Origin of the sequence: Pseudomonas sp. StFLB209 (assembly GCF_000829415.1) — a bacterium.
Lineage (GTDB): Bacteria > Pseudomonadota > Gammaproteobacteria > Pseudomonadales > Pseudomonadaceae > Aquipseudomonas.
Window position 1 is genome coordinate 4,991,286 of the sequence record NZ_AP014637.1, and the last position, 16,325, is coordinate 5,007,610.

17 protein-coding genes are annotated in these 16,325 nt (G+C 60.2%); 13 read left to right on the top strand and 4 right to left on the bottom strand.

All coding sequences use genetic code 11. The features are described from left to right. Nucleotide 1 precedes the first annotated feature (1 nt). From PSCI_RS22405 to PSCI_RS22410, 3 genes are read left to right on the top strand one after another with little or no spacing between them, the layout of a single operon-like run. Entirely contained in the window at nt 2-667 is a 666-nt protein-coding gene (locus PSCI_RS22405; RefSeq protein WP_045491194.1) for an RraA family protein, read from the top strand. Then, the gene (locus PSCI_RS30015; RefSeq protein ID WP_269451214.1) at nt 664-786 is read left to right on the top strand and encodes a hypothetical protein; all 123 of its coding nucleotides are present in this window, start codon (nt 664-666) and stop codon (nt 784-786) included. Before PSCI_RS22405 ends, PSCI_RS30015 begins: the two co-directional genes overlap by 4 nt. Continuing rightward, complete coding sequence (locus PSCI_RS22410; protein ID WP_045491197.1) at nt 783-1,991, top strand: pyridoxal phosphate-dependent aminotransferase; 1,209 nt, start codon at nt 783-785, stop codon at nt 1,989-1,991. The genes PSCI_RS30015 and PSCI_RS22410 overlap by 4 nt, the downstream gene beginning before the upstream one ends. A 44-nt stretch (nt 1,992-2,035) precedes the next feature. On the opposite strand, the gene PSCI_RS22415 is transcribed toward PSCI_RS22410, so the two are convergent. Continuing rightward, entirely contained in the window at nt 2,036-2,959 is a 924-nt protein-coding gene (locus PSCI_RS22415; RefSeq protein ID WP_045491200.1) for a LysR family transcriptional regulator, read from the bottom strand. Between the two features lie 352 nt (nt 2,960-3,311). On the opposite strand from PSCI_RS22415, the gene PSCI_RS22420 reads away from it, so the two are divergent. From PSCI_RS22420 to PSCI_RS28290, 9 genes are all read left to right on the top strand, one after another. Beyond that, nucleotides 3,312-3,842: a thiamine pyrophosphate-binding protein gene (locus PSCI_RS22420; protein WP_045491203.1), complete on the top strand. Its 531-nt coding sequence runs from the start codon at nt 3,312-3,314 to the stop codon at nt 3,840-3,842. After that, nucleotides 3,830-4,426, top strand: a complete 597-nt coding sequence (locus PSCI_RS22425) for a thiamine pyrophosphate-dependent enzyme (RefSeq protein ID WP_045491206.1) — start codon at nt 3,830-3,832, stop codon at nt 4,424-4,426. The genes PSCI_RS22420 and PSCI_RS22425 overlap by 13 nt, the downstream gene beginning before the upstream one ends. A 72-nt stretch (nt 4,427-4,498) precedes the next feature. Continuing rightward, nucleotides 4,499-5,665 carry an acyl-CoA dehydrogenase family protein gene (locus tag PSCI_RS22430; RefSeq protein ID WP_045491209.1) on the top strand — a complete coding sequence of 389 codons (1,167 nt, stop codon included), beginning with the start codon at nt 4,499-4,501 and terminating at the stop codon, nt 5,663-5,665. Nucleotides 5,666-5,725: 60 nt separating this feature from the next. Next, nucleotides 5,726-6,928 carry a CaiB/BaiF CoA transferase family protein gene (locus tag PSCI_RS22435; RefSeq protein ID WP_045491212.1) on the top strand — a complete coding sequence of 401 codons (1,203 nt, stop codon included), beginning with the start codon at nt 5,726-5,728 and terminating at the stop codon, nt 6,926-6,928. A 47-nt stretch (nt 6,929-6,975) separates the two neighbouring features. Beyond that, nucleotides 6,976-7,725, top strand: a complete 750-nt coding sequence (locus PSCI_RS22440) for an electron transfer flavoprotein subunit beta/FixA family protein (RefSeq protein WP_045491216.1) — start codon at nt 6,976-6,978, stop codon at nt 7,723-7,725. Continuing rightward, nucleotides 7,725-8,654, top strand: coding sequence for an electron transfer flavoprotein subunit alpha/FixB family protein (locus tag PSCI_RS22445; protein WP_045491218.1), 930 nt, complete (start codon nt 7,725-7,727; stop codon nt 8,652-8,654). Before PSCI_RS22440 ends, PSCI_RS22445 begins: the two co-directional genes overlap by 1 nt. A gap of 16 nt (nt 8,655-8,670) precedes the next feature. Beyond that, complete coding sequence (locus PSCI_RS22450; protein ID WP_045491221.1) at nt 8,671-9,513, top strand: FAS1-like dehydratase domain-containing protein; 843 nt, start codon at nt 8,671-8,673, stop codon at nt 9,511-9,513. Continuing rightward, nucleotides 9,510-10,325, top strand: a complete 816-nt coding sequence (locus PSCI_RS22455; RefSeq protein WP_045491224.1) for an HpcH/HpaI aldolase/citrate lyase family protein — start codon at nt 9,510-9,512, stop codon at nt 10,323-10,325. The genes PSCI_RS22450 and PSCI_RS22455 overlap by 4 nt, the downstream gene beginning before the upstream one ends. A 178-nt stretch (nt 10,326-10,503) precedes the next feature. Continuing rightward, nucleotides 10,504-11,079, top strand: a complete 576-nt coding sequence (locus PSCI_RS28290) for a TetR/AcrR family transcriptional regulator (protein ID WP_052483476.1) — start codon at nt 10,504-10,506, stop codon at nt 11,077-11,079. 114 nt (nt 11,080-11,193) lie between these two features. Here the strand turns inward: PSCI_RS28290 and PSCI_RS22465 are convergent, their stop codons facing one another. The 3 genes from PSCI_RS22465 to PSCI_RS22475 all read right to left on the bottom strand — a co-directional run bounded on the left by PSCI_RS22465 (nt 11,194) and on the right by PSCI_RS22475 (nt 14,387). Beyond that, nucleotides 11,194-12,237, bottom strand: coding sequence for a hydroxyacid dehydrogenase (locus tag PSCI_RS22465; RefSeq protein ID WP_045491226.1), 1,044 nt, complete (start codon nt 12,235-12,237; stop codon nt 11,194-11,196). A gap of 14 nt (nt 12,238-12,251) precedes the next feature. After that, nucleotides 12,252-13,607, bottom strand: coding sequence for an MFS family transporter (locus PSCI_RS22470; RefSeq protein ID WP_084710075.1), 1,356 nt, complete (start codon nt 13,605-13,607; stop codon nt 12,252-12,254). Between the two features lie 96 nt (nt 13,608-13,703). Beyond that, a complete protein-coding gene (locus tag PSCI_RS22475; protein WP_045491231.1) occupies nt 13,704-14,387 on the bottom strand; it encodes an alpha/beta hydrolase in 684 nt (227 codons plus the stop codon). A gap of 495 nt (nt 14,388-14,882) precedes the next feature. Here PSCI_RS22475 and PSCI_RS22480 point away from each other — a divergent pair, with 495 nt between their 5' ends. Continuing rightward, nucleotides 14,883-16,268 (top strand): GntP family permease, encoded by a 1,386-nt coding sequence (locus PSCI_RS22480; protein ID WP_045494758.1) that lies wholly within the window; start codon nt 14,883-14,885, stop codon nt 16,266-16,268. Nucleotides 16,269-16,325: the final 57 nt, after the last annotated feature.

Genomic DNA, 16,325 nt, shown 5'->3' on the forward strand with positions numbered 1-16,325 from the left:
TATGAGCCTGACAGATAAAGAACTTGTGGCCTTGTTCGAAGGCCTGGACACCCCTGGCGTGTCCGACGCCATGGACAAACTGGGGCTTGCCGGTCAGGCATTCGATATTGCCCCGCTGGCCAACTACCCCCAGGTCATAGTGGGGCCGGCGTTCACGGTGCAGTACGTCAGTGCCAGCACGCCCCCAGGCACCGTGGGCGACTTCATTGACGACGTTGCCCCCGGAGATGTCGTGGTGATCGCCAATCAGGGGCGTACCGACTGCACCGTGTGGGGCGACATCATGACCCAGTACGCCTTGGCTCGTGGTATTGCCGGCACGGTCATTGATGGTGTGTGCCGAGACGTCAATAAGGCGCTCGGTGAAGGCTACCCATTGTTCAGCAAGGGCCGCTTTATGCGTACCGGAAAAGACCGTGTGGAAGTCGTTGCGGTCAACCAGCCGATTTCGGTGGGTAACGCACGGGTGTGCTCCCGCGATATCGTTGTGGCGGACGCCAATGGCGTTGTTATCGTGCCGCGCGCACATTGCCAGGAGGTTGCTGAAACCGCTCGCCGCATCGAACACATCGAAGCGCAGATCCGCGACCAGATCGCGAATGGCAAAAGTCTGAAAGAGGCTCGTGCCGCACTCGGTTACCACACGCTGCAGAGCAAACAACAATGAGCTTTCCACACCACTACCAGAACTTGACCAAGACCCTGGGCACTTCTCGCTTGTACCAGGCTTGGGACCTGCCCTGCGCTGTTGACCCGAAGATCGGTGCTGTCTGGAGCCTGGCATGAACATTGAGACCTTGAACCACAGGCTCGAAGCGGCGAAACCCTCTGCCACCTATAAAATCATCGACCGTGTGGCCGAACGCCGTGCCGAAGGCGCCACAATTATTTCACTGTGCGCCGGTGAGCCGGACTTCGATACGCCCGAGCACATTCGTGCTGCTGCGATCAACGCCATCAACGACGGCCACACTCGCTATACGCAGGTCGCAGGACTGCGTGCCCTTCGCGAAGCGATTGCACGTAAATACCGGTGCGAGAATGGCCTGACCGTCGAGTGGAACGATACTCTGGTGTGCAGTGGCGGCAAGCAGGTCATCTTCAATGCCCTGGCTGCGACCCTCAACGAGGGTGATGAGGTCATCATTCCCGCACCTTACTGGGTCAGTTACCCGGAGATGGTTCAGCTGTGCGGTGGTGAATCACGAGTTGTCGCTTGCGGTGCAGAGTCCGGCTTCAAGCTGACCCCGCAGGCGCTGGCGCAGTCCATCGGACCGAACACTCGCTGGCTGATCCTCAATTCGCCGTCCAACCCTACTGGCGCAGTCTATGACCAACATGAGTTGCAGGCGCTGGCTGATGTGCTGTTGGCCCACCCACAGGTGCTGGTGCTGGCTGATGACATCTATGAGCACCTGATATTCGATGGTCGCCAGTTCCAGACGCTGGCTCAAGTCGAGCCACGTCTTGCCGCACGTACACTGACCATGAACGGCGTCTCCAAAGCCTACGCCATGACTGGCTGGCGCATCGGCTTCGCCACCGGCCCGCGCTGGCTACTTGAAGCAATGGAAAAACTGCAGGGCCAGCAAACCTCCGGTGCCTGCTCTATCTCCCAGCACGCTGCCATCGCTGCACTGGACGGGCCAAAGGACTTCATTACCCACAGCCAGAAAGTCTTTCAGCGTCGCCGCGACTTCATGGTGGATCTGCTCAATCAGATACCGGGTATCAGTTGCCAATCGCCAGGCGGCGCTTTCTACGCGTTCGCCGACTGCACAGGGCTGATTGGCAAACGCTCGCAGGGCGGGCGTGAGTTGGTCGACGATGAAGCGGTAGCGCTCGCGCTACTGGAAGAAGCCAATGTGGCCGTCGTACACGGCAGTGCGTTCGGCCTGGCCGGATATCTGCGGATTGCCTACGCACTTGATGACCAATCGCTGCGTCAGGCTTGTCAGGCAGTTGGCAGTTTCTGCGAGAACGCACGGTAGCGGGTTTACCGGCGCGATCAATTCAATACCGGTCGCCAGACTCTTCAAAGCATGTGCCCTGCCCAGATTCCTTCACCCACCAGTTCGGCTGCTATATCGATGAAAGTCTGCCCCACGTAGCGGGTTGCAGGACTCACGTGGCGGTCCGCAGGCGTCACCAGCACCAACTTGCGCATGGGCGTCGGATCATTCAGCGGCGCTGCGCACAAAGCACCGCTTTTCAAATGGGCATAGATCGACGCCAGCGGCAGCGCAGTGAAGCCGAAACCATTTCGTACCAGGTCGATCATCGCGCCGAAGGAATCGGCCTCGACGCTGGTGGTTATCTTGAAACCGCGCTCCAGGGCACACTGGTCCATGATCTTGCGCAGCCCGTGGCGCGGGCTGGGCAACACCATCTGGCGCTGGGCGAGTTCGATGAAAGGCACTGCTGTGTCGGCATCAAGGCCCGCTTCGGGGGGGCCGACCAGCACCAGATTCTCCATCATGACCGGCTCGATGCGCAAAGTGGGTAACGGCTGCGGGTCATAGGAAATCGCCATTTCCAACTCGCCACGCTGCAACCAGTCGAGCAGGTAACCACTGAAAGCAGATGAGAAACGGATGGACAGATCGGCGTGGGTGTCGCGGATGCGCTTGACCAGCGGCACGGTGACAATTTCGGCAATCGTGGGGGTGGTGCCGATGGCGACCATGCCTCTGAACTCTGCCCGCCCGCCGGCGACGGAGGTACGGATAGACTCGATCTCGTCCATGATCCGGGTGGCGCGCTCCAGCACCTCCAGCCCGGCAGCGGTGATCTCCATACCGCGTCCATGCCGCTCGAATAAATAAACCCCAAGCTCCTTCTCAAGTTGGCGGATCTGGCGGCTCAACGCGGGTTGCGCCACGTGTAATCGGTCCGAGGCTTTGCTCAGGCTACCGAGCTCGGCCACATGAATGAGGGTTTTAAGCTGCACTACGTCCATTGACGGCCCACTGAGAAAGGAAAGGGGTTTGAAAACAAACGTCTGCGAACAGTTTAAACAGCGCTGTCGAGCATCATCTATAGAATTTGGGCATATCAGATAGTGCATTTACGCACCATCAGGGTATTCGATACGCCACCCCAGAGTTATGCCCGCTCGCTATAACAGCAGACCGTTACTCTATTGATGAGTTAAATCCGGTATCCGTGGGCCGCACCGAAAGCCAGGTTCAACGTCAAGCGCAAGCTATGCTTTTTGGGCATATCTCAAAGAGAAAAACGGTAGTCGTCCTACGGGCTAACCCACTCCATGATGTGGGAAAACAAAAGCAGCATTGTCCCGGGAGATACCCATGTCGTCGCAAGAAGCCGAACAACACTGGCAAGAGGACGTGTTTCGCGTTCTCAAGGCCCACGATGTCAAACACGTTGTATTCGTACCGGATGCGGGCCATTCGGCCGCGATCCGCATGTCCTATGCAGACCCCGATATCAAGGCGGTGGTCCTCACGACTGAAGAAGAAGGCATCGGTTATCTGGCCGGCGCCTGGCTGGGGGGCGAGCGCGGTGCCCTGCTGATGCAGTCCAGTGGTGTAGGCAACTGCATCAACACGCTGGCCCTGCAGAATTGCGCAGCCTTTCCTTTGCTGATGGTCGTGACCATGCGTGGCGACTGGGCGGAGTTCAACGCCTGGCAGAATCCTATGGGCCAGGCCACCGAAGCGTCGCTGAATCTGATGAAAGTCATGACCTGGCGTGCCGACAAGCCTGAAGACGTTGCGCCCCTGCTCCATGGTGCCGCCACCATGGCTTTTAATGGTGATGCCGCCACTGCCTTGCTGCTCGGTCAGCGCCTGATCGGAGAAAAGAAATGGGTCAAGTAAGCGCAAACCACGTGCTGTGCCGCCGCGAAGTGGTACGTACCCTGCTCGCCGACCGCCAGGACGTGCTGGTGGTCACCGGCCTGGGCTCCGCGTCCTATGACGTGATGGCCGCTGGCGACCATGACGGCAACTACTACCTCTGGGCGGCGATGGGCAGCGCCATCACCGTCGGCCTCGGTCTGGCCAACGCCCAGCCGGACAAGAGCGTCGTTGTGATCACCGGTGATGGCGAGCTGCTGATGGGCTTTGGCGCCTTGGCGACCGTATCGCTGCAACAGCCCAGGAACCTGACGATCGTTGTGCTCGACAACGGTCACTTTGGTGAGACCGGCATGCAGGTCAGCCACGCAGGCTTTGGCATCAAGCTTGATCAGGTCGCCAACACCTGCGGCTTCGCCTGGACCGATGAAATTCGCGACATGGACGGCGTCCACAGCCTGCGCGAACGGTTCGCCAATCGCGACGGCGTCAAGCTGGCCACTGTGAAAATCAAGGCAGAAAACCCGCCAAGAGTGCTGCCGCCACGCGACGGCCCTTACATCAAGAACCGCTTCCGAGCCGCCTTGGGCTTCAAGCCTCTCTGACCGAATGTTTGGGGTGGGGCTGGTGGCGAACCACGATGACGCCACGGGTCCCGCTCGCCCAGGAGACCAGTAATGACTGACGATTACAACAACCAGGAACTCAGTGCCATTCGTGAAGGCGTTCGCGCCCTTTGCAGCGATTTTCCTGCCGAATACTGGCGCAAGATCGACGAAGAAAAGGGCTTCCCCGAAACCTTCGTCAAAGCCATGACCGACGCCGGTTGGCTGTCGGCGATGATCCCCGAGGCGTTTGGCGGGTCTGGCCTTGGGCTTGCCGAAGCATCGGTGATTCTCGAAGAAGTGAACGCCTGCGGCGGCAACTCGGGCACCATCCATGGCCAGATGTACAACATGTTCACCCTGCTGCGTAACGGCACTGACGAGCAAAAACGCTACTACCTGCCGAAGCTGGCCAGCGGTGAGCTGCGGCTGCAATCGATGGGCGTGACCGAGCCGACCACCGGCACCGACACTACCAAGATCAAGACCACTGCCGTGCGCCGGGGCGACAAGTATGTGATCAATGGCCAGAAGGTCTGGATTTCGCGAGTCCAGCATTCGGACCTGATGATTCTGCTGGCGCGCACCACGCCTCTGGCCGAGGTCAAGAAAAAGTCCGAAGGCATGTCGATCTTCCTGGTCGACCTGCGCGAAGCCATCGGCAATGGCCTGACGGTCCAGCCGATTGCCAACATGGTCAACCATGAAACCAATGAGTTGTTCTTCGACAACCTGGAAATCCCGGCCAGCAGCCTGATCGGCGAGGAAGGCAAAGGTTTTCGCTACATTCTCGACGGCTTGAACGCCGAGCGCACCCTGATCGCAGCCGAGTGCATCGGTGACGGTCGCTGGTTCATCGAGAAATCCAGCCAGTATGCCCGCGACCGCGTCGTGTTTGGCCGCCCGATCGGCCAGAACCAGGGCGTGCAATTCCCGATCGCTGAAGCCCACATCGAAATCGAAGCCGCCGACCTGATGCGCTGGCGCGCCTGCGCCGAATACGACAGCGGCCGTAATGCCGGTGCGGCAGCCAACATGGCCAAGTACCTGGCGGCCAAAGCCAGCTGGGAAGCAGCCAACGCCTGCCTGCAAACCCATGGCGGCTTCGGCTTCGCCAATGAATACGACGTGGAGCGCAAGTTTCGCGAAACCCGGCTGTACCAGGTGGCGCCTATCTCCACCAACCTGATCCTGTCCTACGTGGCTGAACACCTGCTGGAACTGCCGCGTTCGTTCTGATCCAGCTTGTCCCTCGAAGCGCCAGATCGGGGGCTTGCCATGACAAGAGAGATAACAACCATGAGCCAGTCCACGGCTGTTCGTCCCCTCGACGGTATCACCGTCATCAGTCTGGAACACGCGATTGCCGCACCGTTCTGCACCCGCCAGCTCGCTGATCTCGGCGCGCGGGTGATCAAGGTCGAAAGGCCGGGCGTCGGAGACTTCGCCCGCGGCTACGATCAGCGGGTCAACGGCCTCGCCTCCCACTTCGTATGGACCAACCGCTCCAAGGAAAGCCTTACCCTGGACCTCAAGCAAGAGGTCGCAGGGACTGTTCTCGAACAACTGCTTGAGCAGGCCGATGTGCTGGTGCAGAACCTGGCGCCCGGTGCCGCCGCCCGCCTGGGCTTGAGTTTTAAAGCGCTGCACGAGCGTTTTCCGCGGCTGATCGTGTGCGATATCTCCGGCTACGGTGCCGGCGGCCCTTACGAGCAGAAAAAAGCCTACGACCTGCTTATCCAGAGCGAAGGCGGCTTTCTTTCGGTGACCGGTGGCCCCGGCGATGAACAGATGGCCAAGGCCGGCAACTCCATCGCCGACATTGCGGCCGGCATGTACGCCTACACGGGCATCCTCTCGGCGCTATTGCTGCGGGAAAGAACCGGCATTGGCAGCCACGTCGAGGTATCGATGCTCGAAAGCCTGGTCGAGTGGATGAATTACCCGCTGTATTACGCCTATGAAGGCGCTCCCCCGCCGCCGCGCGCCGGTGCCGCCCATGCGACCATTTACCCCTATGGCCCGTTTCCGGTCGGCGACGGCAACACGGTGATGCTGGGATTACAGAATGACCGCGAATGGCGTCTGTTCTGTGAACGAGTTTTGCAGCAGCCCGAGTTGGCCGACGATGAGCGTTTCTGGGCGAATTTCAAGCGGGTCGCCAACCGCGACAGCTTGCGTGAGCTGATCGTAGCGTCCTTCGCAAGGCTGGACTTTGACACCGTCATCCGGCGCCTGGAGAGTGCCAATATCGCTAACGCCAGGGTCAACAATATGCAGGGGGTATGGCAGCACCCGCAACTCAAGGCCCGCGACCGCTTCAGAACGGTGCAAACCTCTGCCGGCAGCATTCCCGGCCTGCTGCCGCCTGCCAGCAGCAATGCCTACACGCCGCGCATGGACCCGGTACCGGCCTTGGGCGAGCACAGTGAACAGATCCTCGGCCAATTGGGGCTATCGAGCGAACGTATCGAGCAACTGCGCGCATCAGGGACTATCTGAACCCTGATATCACGCGCTGTCACGCATAACCAATGAGTGAAACTGCCATGAAAGTGCTTGTCGCTATCAAACGTGTAATCGACTACAACGTCAAAGTTCGCGTCAAGGCGGACGGCTCCGGGGTCGACCTTGCAAACGTCAAGATGTCCATCAACCCCTTTTGCGAAATAGCCGTGGAAGAAGCCGTACGCCTGAAAGAGCAAGGCATTGCCAGCGAAGTCGTGGTGGTCTGCGTAGGGCTGGCCACGGCCCAGGAGCAACTGCGTACCGCCATGGCCCTGGGTGCCGACCGTGCCATCCTGGTCGAAGCCGCCGACGGGCTGGGTTCGCTGGCGGTGGCCAAAGCCCTGCATGGTGTGGTCGAGAGAGAACAGCCGCAACTGATTATCCTCGGCAAGCAGGCCATCGACAGCGACAACAACCAGACAGGCCAGATGCTCGCCGCGCTGACCGGCTACGCCCAGGGCACTTTCGCTTCCAGGCTTGAGGTGGCTGGCGATACGGCTCGGGTCACCCGGGAAATAGATGGCGGCCTGCAGACCGTCGCTCTGAATCTGCCCGCCATCGTCACTACTGACCTGCGCCTGAACGAACCCCGTTACGCATCGTTGCCGAACATCATGAAGGCCAAGAAAAAGCCGCTGCAGACCGTCACCCCGCAGGCGCTGGGTGTGTCCCTCACCGCCACGACTACAACCATCAGGGTAGAAGCGCCGACAGTCCGCAGCGCCGGTATCAAGGTCGGCTCGGTGGCCGAACTGGTCGAAAAACTCAAAAACGAGGCGAAAGTCATCTGATGAGCATTCTGGTACTTGCAGATCACAACAATCACTCCCTCGCCCTGGCGACCCTGAATACTTTGTCTGCGGCCCGGCAGATTGGCGGCGAAACCGTGCTGCTGGTGGTCGGTCATGATGTCGCGCAGCTCGCCCAGGCGGCCGCGCAGATCATCGGCGTGAGCAAGGTGCTGGTCGCCGATGACCCAGCCTACGCGCACCCGTTGCCTGAGAACGTAGCGCCGCTGGTTGCTGAGCTGGGCCGTGACTTCAGTCATGTACTGGCGCCAGCCACCAGCAACGGCAAGAACATCCTGCCGCGGGTTGCCGCGCTGCTGGACGTTGACCAGATCTCCGAGATCATCGCGGTTGAGTCCGCAGATACGTTCAAGCGCCCGATCTATGCCGGCAATGCCATCGCCACCGTACAGTCGAGTGCGGCGGTCAAGGTCATCACGGTGCGCTCCACCGGCTTCGACCCCGTGGCTGCCGAAGGTGGCTCGGCGATCATCGAACACCTGGCAGCGTCCCGCATTGCCGGGGTTTCGGCATTCATCAGCGAAGAGCTGGCCAGCTCCGAACGCCCCGAACTGACCGCCGCCAGCATCGTCGTATCCGGCGGTCGCGGGATGGGCAATGGTGAAAACTTCAGCCACCTGTACGAGTTGGCTGACAAGCTCGGTGCAGGCGTCGGAGCCTCGCGCGCAGCCGTCGACGCAGGTTTCGTACCCAACGACATGCAAGTTGGTCAGACCGGCAAGATCGTTGCCCCGCAGCTGTACATTGCCGTCGGTATCTCTGGTGCCATTCAGCACCTGGCCGGCATGAAGGACTCCAAAGTGATCGTTGCCATCAATAAGGATGAAGACGCGCCGATTTTCCAGGTGGCCGACTACGGGATTGTCGCTGACCTGTTCGAGACCGTACCTGCGCTGACCAGCGCCCTTTAAGACTAGGACCAGCCCAATGACAAGCCCTGCCCTCAGTACCTGGATCGGCCGTAGCGAGACCACTCATGACCAGCTCAGCCATAACCTGGTCAAACGGATCGCCGCCACCTTGAGCGAACCGACACCGGCATCCGGTGACGCCCTGCCACTGCTGTGGCACTGGGCATTTTTTCAGGAACCCCTGCAAGCAAACGGCCTGGGTGCCGACGGCCACCCTGCCCGCGGTGGCTTCCTGCCCCCGGCGGACAACCGCAATCGCATGTGGGCCGGTAGCCGTCTGCAGTTCATCGGCTCACTGCGCGTCGACGCCAGGGTGTCGCGCTGCTCGACCATCCTCAACGTTGAGGAAAAACACGGACGAACCGGCTCGCTGTTGTTTGTTACCGTACAGCACGACTATGTGCAGGACGGCGAGCGGGTCCTGCTTGAAGAGCAGGATATTGTCTACCGCGAGCCCACACCACCGAAGCTCGGCGGTACTGAGGCGCTGCCCGAAGCCCACTGGCAGGAACCGGTGCAGCCGACCCCTACCCTGTTGTTTCGCTACTCGGCAGTGACCTTCAATGGCCACCGCATCCACTACGACTGGCCTTATGCGACCGAGACCGAAGGCTATCCGGGGTTGGTGGTGCACGGGCCGCTGATCGCAACGCTCAACCTGCGCGCCTTCATGCGTGCCAACCCGCACGCCAAGGTGCAGCGCTTCGGCTTTCGTGGCCTGCGGCCGTTGATCTGCCCGGATGCATTTCTGGTCGGCGGCCAATTGGTTGACGAAACCACGGCCAGGGTCTGGGCCGGCAACCAGGCCGGGCAGGCGCAGATCGGTGAAATTCAGTTCATCCAGGAGCCTCGCTCATGAACCCCGGCGTCGTGCGCAGCGCCCTGTTCGTTCCGGCCACCCGGCCGGAGCGGATCCCCAAGGCACTCGCCAGTGGTGCGGACCGGGTAATCGTCGATCTTGAGGACGCGGTCGAAGAGTCACTCAAGGAGCAAGCCCGCGACAACCTTGAGCAGTTTCTGCGAGAACAACCCGAGGCCCGGGTTCTGGTACGGGTCAACGCTGCAGAGCATTGGGCGCATGAAGCGGACCTCGCAACGTGCCAGCGCTGGCCAGGAGTCATCGGTATTCTGCTGCCCAAGGCCGAAACCGTTGCCCAGATCACACGGGCCTACGCCACCGGCAAAGCGGTATGGCCGATCATCGAAAGTGCCAAGGGCCTGGCCGCTCTAGCCGAACTGGCAGCAGCCAGAGGTGTTGATCGTCTATCGTTCGGCAGCCTCGATCTGGGGCTGGACATGGGCCTGAGAACAGGCAGCGAAGCAGCCGATCTGGTACTAGGTCATGCTCGCTATGCGGTCCTGCTGCACAGTCGTGTGGCGGGCCTGGCGGCGCCGCTGGACGGCGTCTATCCGGCAATTCAGGACATTCAGGGTTTGCAGCGCCACACCCAATTTGCGCGGGACATGGGGTTTGGCGGTGCGCTCTGTATCCATCCTGCACAGGTGCAGATCATTCATGATGCGCTGAAACCTTCCGCACAAGAGCTGGACTGGGCCAGGCGGGTGCTGGCCATGGCCCAGACCAGTACCGGAGTCTTCATCCTCGACGGCCAGATGGTCGACGCACCGGTAATTCTGCGGGCCCGCGTCACTGTGCAGCAGGCAGGCTGACGCTGTTCACATCCCTGCCTTGATGTCACCGACCCCGTCTGTTCTGACAGACCGGTCACGTGACATCGGGGCATCTCTGAGTTGATATCACACATGCTCATTAACTCGTCTGAATGCAGACGCCGCTGCAAGCGTGCGATCTGTAGCGTACTGCGCGCCGTATCCAGGATGCCGGCTTATGGCTGAAGCTAGCGGTTCGGGGTCCTCTGTGCTGCTCCAGGCAGCCCGCCATCTGATCGCAGAAAACGGCTATACAGCGATGACCATGCGCCAGTTGGCAGGCCGGATGGGGTTGCTGCCCGGCAGTCTCTACCACCATGTCAGCTGCAAACAGGATCTTCTGCTGAGCGTATTGCTCGAGATCGTCGAGCAACGCATCAAAGGTTGGGAACAGGGAAGTTTTAGCAATGACCTGAGAGGCTTCATCGGTTATTTGCTCCAGCGTCAGCGTGCGCATCCTGACGAAGAGTTGCTGCTGCGCCATGAGCTACGCCACCTTGACCCCTGCCAACGCAGTTGGCTGAACAAGTCGCTCGCCCGGTTTGAACAGCCCTTGCTGCACATCATCGAACAGAGTCATCCAGGCACACGTTTCGCCGCGCACGATGCCAGCAGAATCTGTGCTGCCATTTTTGCCGTGGTCGAGGCGGCCGACAGCCTGCGTCAGCGCGGTATCGATGAAGCCTGGATCGAGACGCGAACCCATCATATGTGCAGCGTGCTGCTCGCCTCCCCGTGCAAGGCTTTGTCGTGACTCACCGGTGCCTGCGCACTCAGCTGAGTGGCTCGGCACAAACAACCAGCAGGCGTGAAGATCCACAATGCAAAACCGGGCCTTAAGGCCCGGTCATAAACGAGGGAAAACAGCTCAGGCAAGGCCGTGGTCGGTGGCACGCAACCGTTGCGAGAAACATGCGAACACTTCGGGGTTGACCATGCGCGCAGCCTGTTGGCCGGCCAGTACCTGCAAGATCTGCTCGGCGGCCCAGCGCCCCATACGCCAGCGCGCCTCAAGGGTCACCCCGGCAGTGTGATAGAGGCCCACCACGTTAGCCAGGCTGAGCAACGGGTGATCGAGCGCAGGCGGTTCTTCGTCCCAGACATCCAGGCCTGCGCCACCGAGATGGCCGCTCGCCAGAGCTGCGTACAACGCAGACTCATCATGCAAACCACCCCGTGCGGTGTTGATGAACACAGCACCTTTACGCATACCCGCGAAGCGCTCGGCATTCATCAGGTTGCGGGTGGCAGCGCTGCGTGGGCAATGCAGCGACACCACATCGCTTTGTTCCAGCAGTTGCATCAGCGGCACCGCAGAGGCGCCCCGACGTTGTACCTCCCCGGCGTCGAGCAACGGATCATGAGCAATCACGCGCATACCCAACGCCTGGGCAATGCGCGCAACCCGCGTACCGATTTGACCCAGGCCGATGATGCCAAGGGTTTTCTCATAGACTTCGGTGCCCATCAGGTCTTCACGGGAAAAACCGCGTACCGAACGCAGTCTGCGGTCGGACTCACTGATGCGCCTGGCGCAGTCAAGCATCAGGCCAATGGTTGCCTCTGCCACCGACTGCGCATTGGCACCGGATTGGTTGACCACCAGCACCCCGGCCCGGGTGCAGGCATCGACATCCACCGTGTCGTAGCCGGCCCCATTGGTCGACACACATAACAGCCTGGGCAACTGCTCCAACAGCTGCCCGGTAACGTGCCAGGGCGACGGCAGCTCATCTCGGGCAGACGGCACCTGATAGACATGACTGGCCTGCAACGCGTTCAGAATAACGTGGTGACTGGCGCTGCGCGCCACCGTCTGCAACGCCACCCCACCCGCCTCGGCAAACGTCTGCGCCATGATCGGGTGGTACCAGACGTCAAACCGCGTGATCGTTTTTATCTCGGCATTCATTCAAACACTCCGGTTCAGTGACCAACCTGGTTGGGTACCGACCTGCGGCCGATGAACTTGCGTATGCCGATGTTTTCTTCAACCTTGCCGTCGCCATCGAGATAACCATGCTTGGTCAAATCCGGCATCAGCAAAGCGGAGATCAAGGTAACCGCGCCAATCAGCGATACATAGACGTAGAAGTGCTCTTCCATGCCCATCGAGCGGAAGGTCAGCGCCACGTACTCAGCCGAGCCACCGAACATCGCCGCTCCGACGGCGTATGGCAGGCCGACACCCAAGGCACGTACGGTCGGTGGGTAGAAATCGGCCTTCAGCACACCGGTAACCGGGGTATAGAACGCCGCAATGATCAGCCCGGCCACTACCAGCGCGAAAGCGCTATAGGGGTCGTGCACGGCCTTGATGGCAGACAGCAACGGAATGACCAGAAACGTCGAGAGCAAACCAAAGATGATCATGTTACGGCGTACGCCAATCCTGTCAGCAAGCAGACCGAAAATCGGCTGACACAGCATGAAGATCACCAAGGCCGAAGCCATCAGGATGCTCACCGTCGGCGCTGGCAGACCTACGCTGACGACCAGGAATTTCTGCATGTAAGCCGTGAAGGTGTAGAAGTAAAGCGAGCAACCAATGGTAATGGTGAAGGTCAGCAGCACCGCTTTCTTGTGTTGCATCAATGCCTTGATCGACCCGGACTCCTTGCGCTTCATATCCGCTTCAGTGGCGGTCTCACGCATGGTGCGGCGCAGGTAAACAACCACGATTGATGCCAGCGCACCGATCATGAACGGCACACGCCAGCCCCACTCCTTCAGATCCTGCTCGCTGAGCAGCAACTGCAACAGCGCGACGGTCAGCAACGCCAGCAGTTGGCCGGCAATGATGGTCATGTACTGGAACGAGCCATAGAACGAGCGCCGCCCTGCCCTGGATACCTCGCTGATGTAGGTCGCGCCGGTGCCGTATTCAGCCCCGACCGACAGCCCTTGCATCAGCCGCGCAATGATCAGCAATGTCGGCGCGGCGACCCCGATCGACGCATAGGTCGGCATGACGGCGATCATCAACGAGCCGCCGCACATCATGAACACCGAGATGATCATCGAGATCTTGCGTCCACGGGTATCGGCGATATAGCCGAAGATCCAGCCGCCAAGCGGGCGCATGAAGAAGCCGACAGCAAATATGCCTGCCGTGGCAAGCAACTGGCTGGTCTGGTCGCCGGAGGGGAAAAACAGTGAAGCGAAGTAAATCGAGGTGTAGGCGTAGATGAAAAAGTCATACCACTCCACCAGATTGCCGGAACAGACGCCGACGATTGCGGTGGTGCGCTCTTTGCGAGTCAACGGCTGTGCCGTGCCCATATCTGCATTCATGTTAGTACCCTGTTGTTATTGTTTTACTGACTCGGGTACAGCTTTGCACAGCGTGATTTTCGCGGAAGCCCCGCCAGCGATCTATCAGTTATGCCCGTCCGGCATGTCCAGAACCTCGAATGTCTGCGCCCGACTTTGCGCAAGGTACGCCGCCACCTGACCCGCAGCAGCGTCCAGGCACCCTTTGAAAAAGTGATCCGCCCCTGCAAATACCGAAACAGCGCGGTGATCAGCAGCAGCCCAGTTCATCAGGTTGGCCAACGGCGCCATTTCATCGCGCTCGCCGTGCAATAGCAGACAGTCTTGGGGCAAGGGCAACGGCTCGTAGTAGCGCTTGCCCGGCACGTCCCCAACCGGAAGTCCAAGCAGCGCGACAGCCCGCAACTGTTCCCGGAGCGTGCAGGCGACTCTGGCAAAAACATGCGCCCCGAACGAAAACCCGACCAGTGCTACAGACAGCTGTGGCAACTCCTGCGAGATATAGCGAATCACAGCCAGGGTGTCCTGGGCCTCACCGATGCCGTGATCATGTACCCCCTCCGTCTGGTCAACACCGCGAAAACTCGGCCGTACCACTAACCAGCCGGCGGCACTCAGATGACGGGCCAGGGTCAGCGGCACAATATGCCGCGGGCTACCGCCCAGCAGTGGCTGAGGATGGCTGAGCAGAACCACACCCTTGAGCGTTTTGCAGGGATGATCGATCGTCAACTGGATGTGCCCCACCGGACCATCGATAAGGATTTGCTTGCGTTCGCTGTCTAACATGGCTGCCCCTTCTGAAAACTTAACTGAACAGTATTGCGGCAAGCCCCGTATCAAGGATGGTTTTGCGGCTGCGCGAAAGTCTAAAGAGCCAGTGTCAACGCCGCTATAAAATCGCGGCATTTCAGCTATGCCGATACGGCTGACGAAGCCGCCGTTCGCAGCCCACATGAATTCCTCCCGCCAAACCTTGACAGCCTCTCCGTGCGCAACAAATAATTTGTAAGAATTTATGTGCATGACCCTGTAACAAGGTCAGTCGGTAGATGAATGCTCAACCCAGCGGTACTCGCGCGCTTGTATGTCCTTTTTCCGCCATCTGTCCGGAGCAATCCGGGCTGTTGCGGTAACCGTTTCTATCCCCGCTCTTGCGTCCCTGCACATGACTAGGCCGGTGGCCTTGCCACAAGGGCGATGCTCTTTTGCAGGCTGCGACGCCCTCCCCCTGCCTATTGATGCTGAGTGCAGCTTGCGCACCAGCCCAACCGAGATCTTTTCATGACCCCGTTAGATATTCAGCTCTTGATGACCGCACTGGTCAGTGTTCTGGTGCTGGTGGCACTCATTGTTTCGCGCCTGAAGATGCATCCGCTGCTGGCTCTGCTGGTGGTGTCCGTGGGTGTTGGATTTGCCACCGGCATGGAGCCCGGCTCGATCGTGTCACATGTGGTTGCCGGTGCTGGCAAAACCCTGGGTGCCGTAGGTGTGGTGATCGCGCTGGGGGCAATGCTGGGCAAGATCCTGGCTGACGCAGGCGTTACCGAGCAGGTCGCCGGGGTCATCCTCAAACGCACCCCGGATCGCCTGATTCCCTGGGCGATGATGCTGGTGGCGTTCGTCATTGGCATCCCGATGTTCTTCGAGGTCGGCCTGGTGATCATGCTGCCGCTGATTTTCAGTGTGGCCCGCAAGCTCGAAGGCCAGGCTCGCTTCAAGGGCTCTGCCTATGTCTACGTGGGCGTGCCGGTGATTTCCGCGCTGGCCGCCATGCACGGTATGGTGCCGCCGCACCCTGGCCCGCTGACCGCTATCGCCGCGCTCAAGACCTCGGTCGGGCCGACCATGCTCTACGGTTTCCTTGCCGCTGTCCCGGCGATGATCTTGGGCGGCCCGCTGTATGGCATGTTCATCGCACCGCGTATGACCACCCGGCCAGATCAGGCGTTGCTCGACCAGTTCACCCTCACGGAAAAAACCGATGGCAAGCCTCTGCCCAGTGTCTGGATCGGCGTGCTGGCGGCCTTGCTGCCGGCGATTTTGATGCTGGTGCATGCGGTCGCCGAGATGCTGTTGCCCAAGGGTAATGCAATGTTGCAGATGGCGGCGTTTGTGGGCAACCCGCTGATTGCCATGCTGCTGGGCGTGCTGTTCGCCGGTACCAGCCTGGTGCTGTTGCGCGGCGGCGACACCGACAAGCTGCGCGCGGCGCTGGGCAAGAGCCTCATGCCCATCGCCTCGATCATCATGATCATTGCCGGCGGCGGTGCTTTCCAGGAGCTGCTGACCAGTGCCAAGGTCGGCGACGCCATTGTTCACCTGACCCAGCAGTCGGCCATCCCGCCGCTGTTGCTCGGCTGGTTGATCGCGATGCTGCTGTCGGTGTCAACTGGTTCGGCTACTGTCGGTATCGTCGGCGCTGCCGGCCTGCTGGCGCCCCTTGCCGGTGCTGACCCTACTCTAAACCTGCCGTTGCTGGCGCTGTCCATCGGCTGCGGTTCGCTGTTTTTCAACTATGCCAACCATGCGGGCTTCTGGATGGTTAAAGAGTCGTTCGGTATGACCATGGGCGAAGCCACCAAAACCATCTCGGTGGTGCAATCCATCGTCTCCTTGGTGGGTTTGATCATGGTGTTGATTCTGAACGCCGTCATCCCGGTGACTTGAACCGGGATACCGCTACCCAGAGGCATTTATTGCAGCACTGGCAGGAAGCGACCTGTC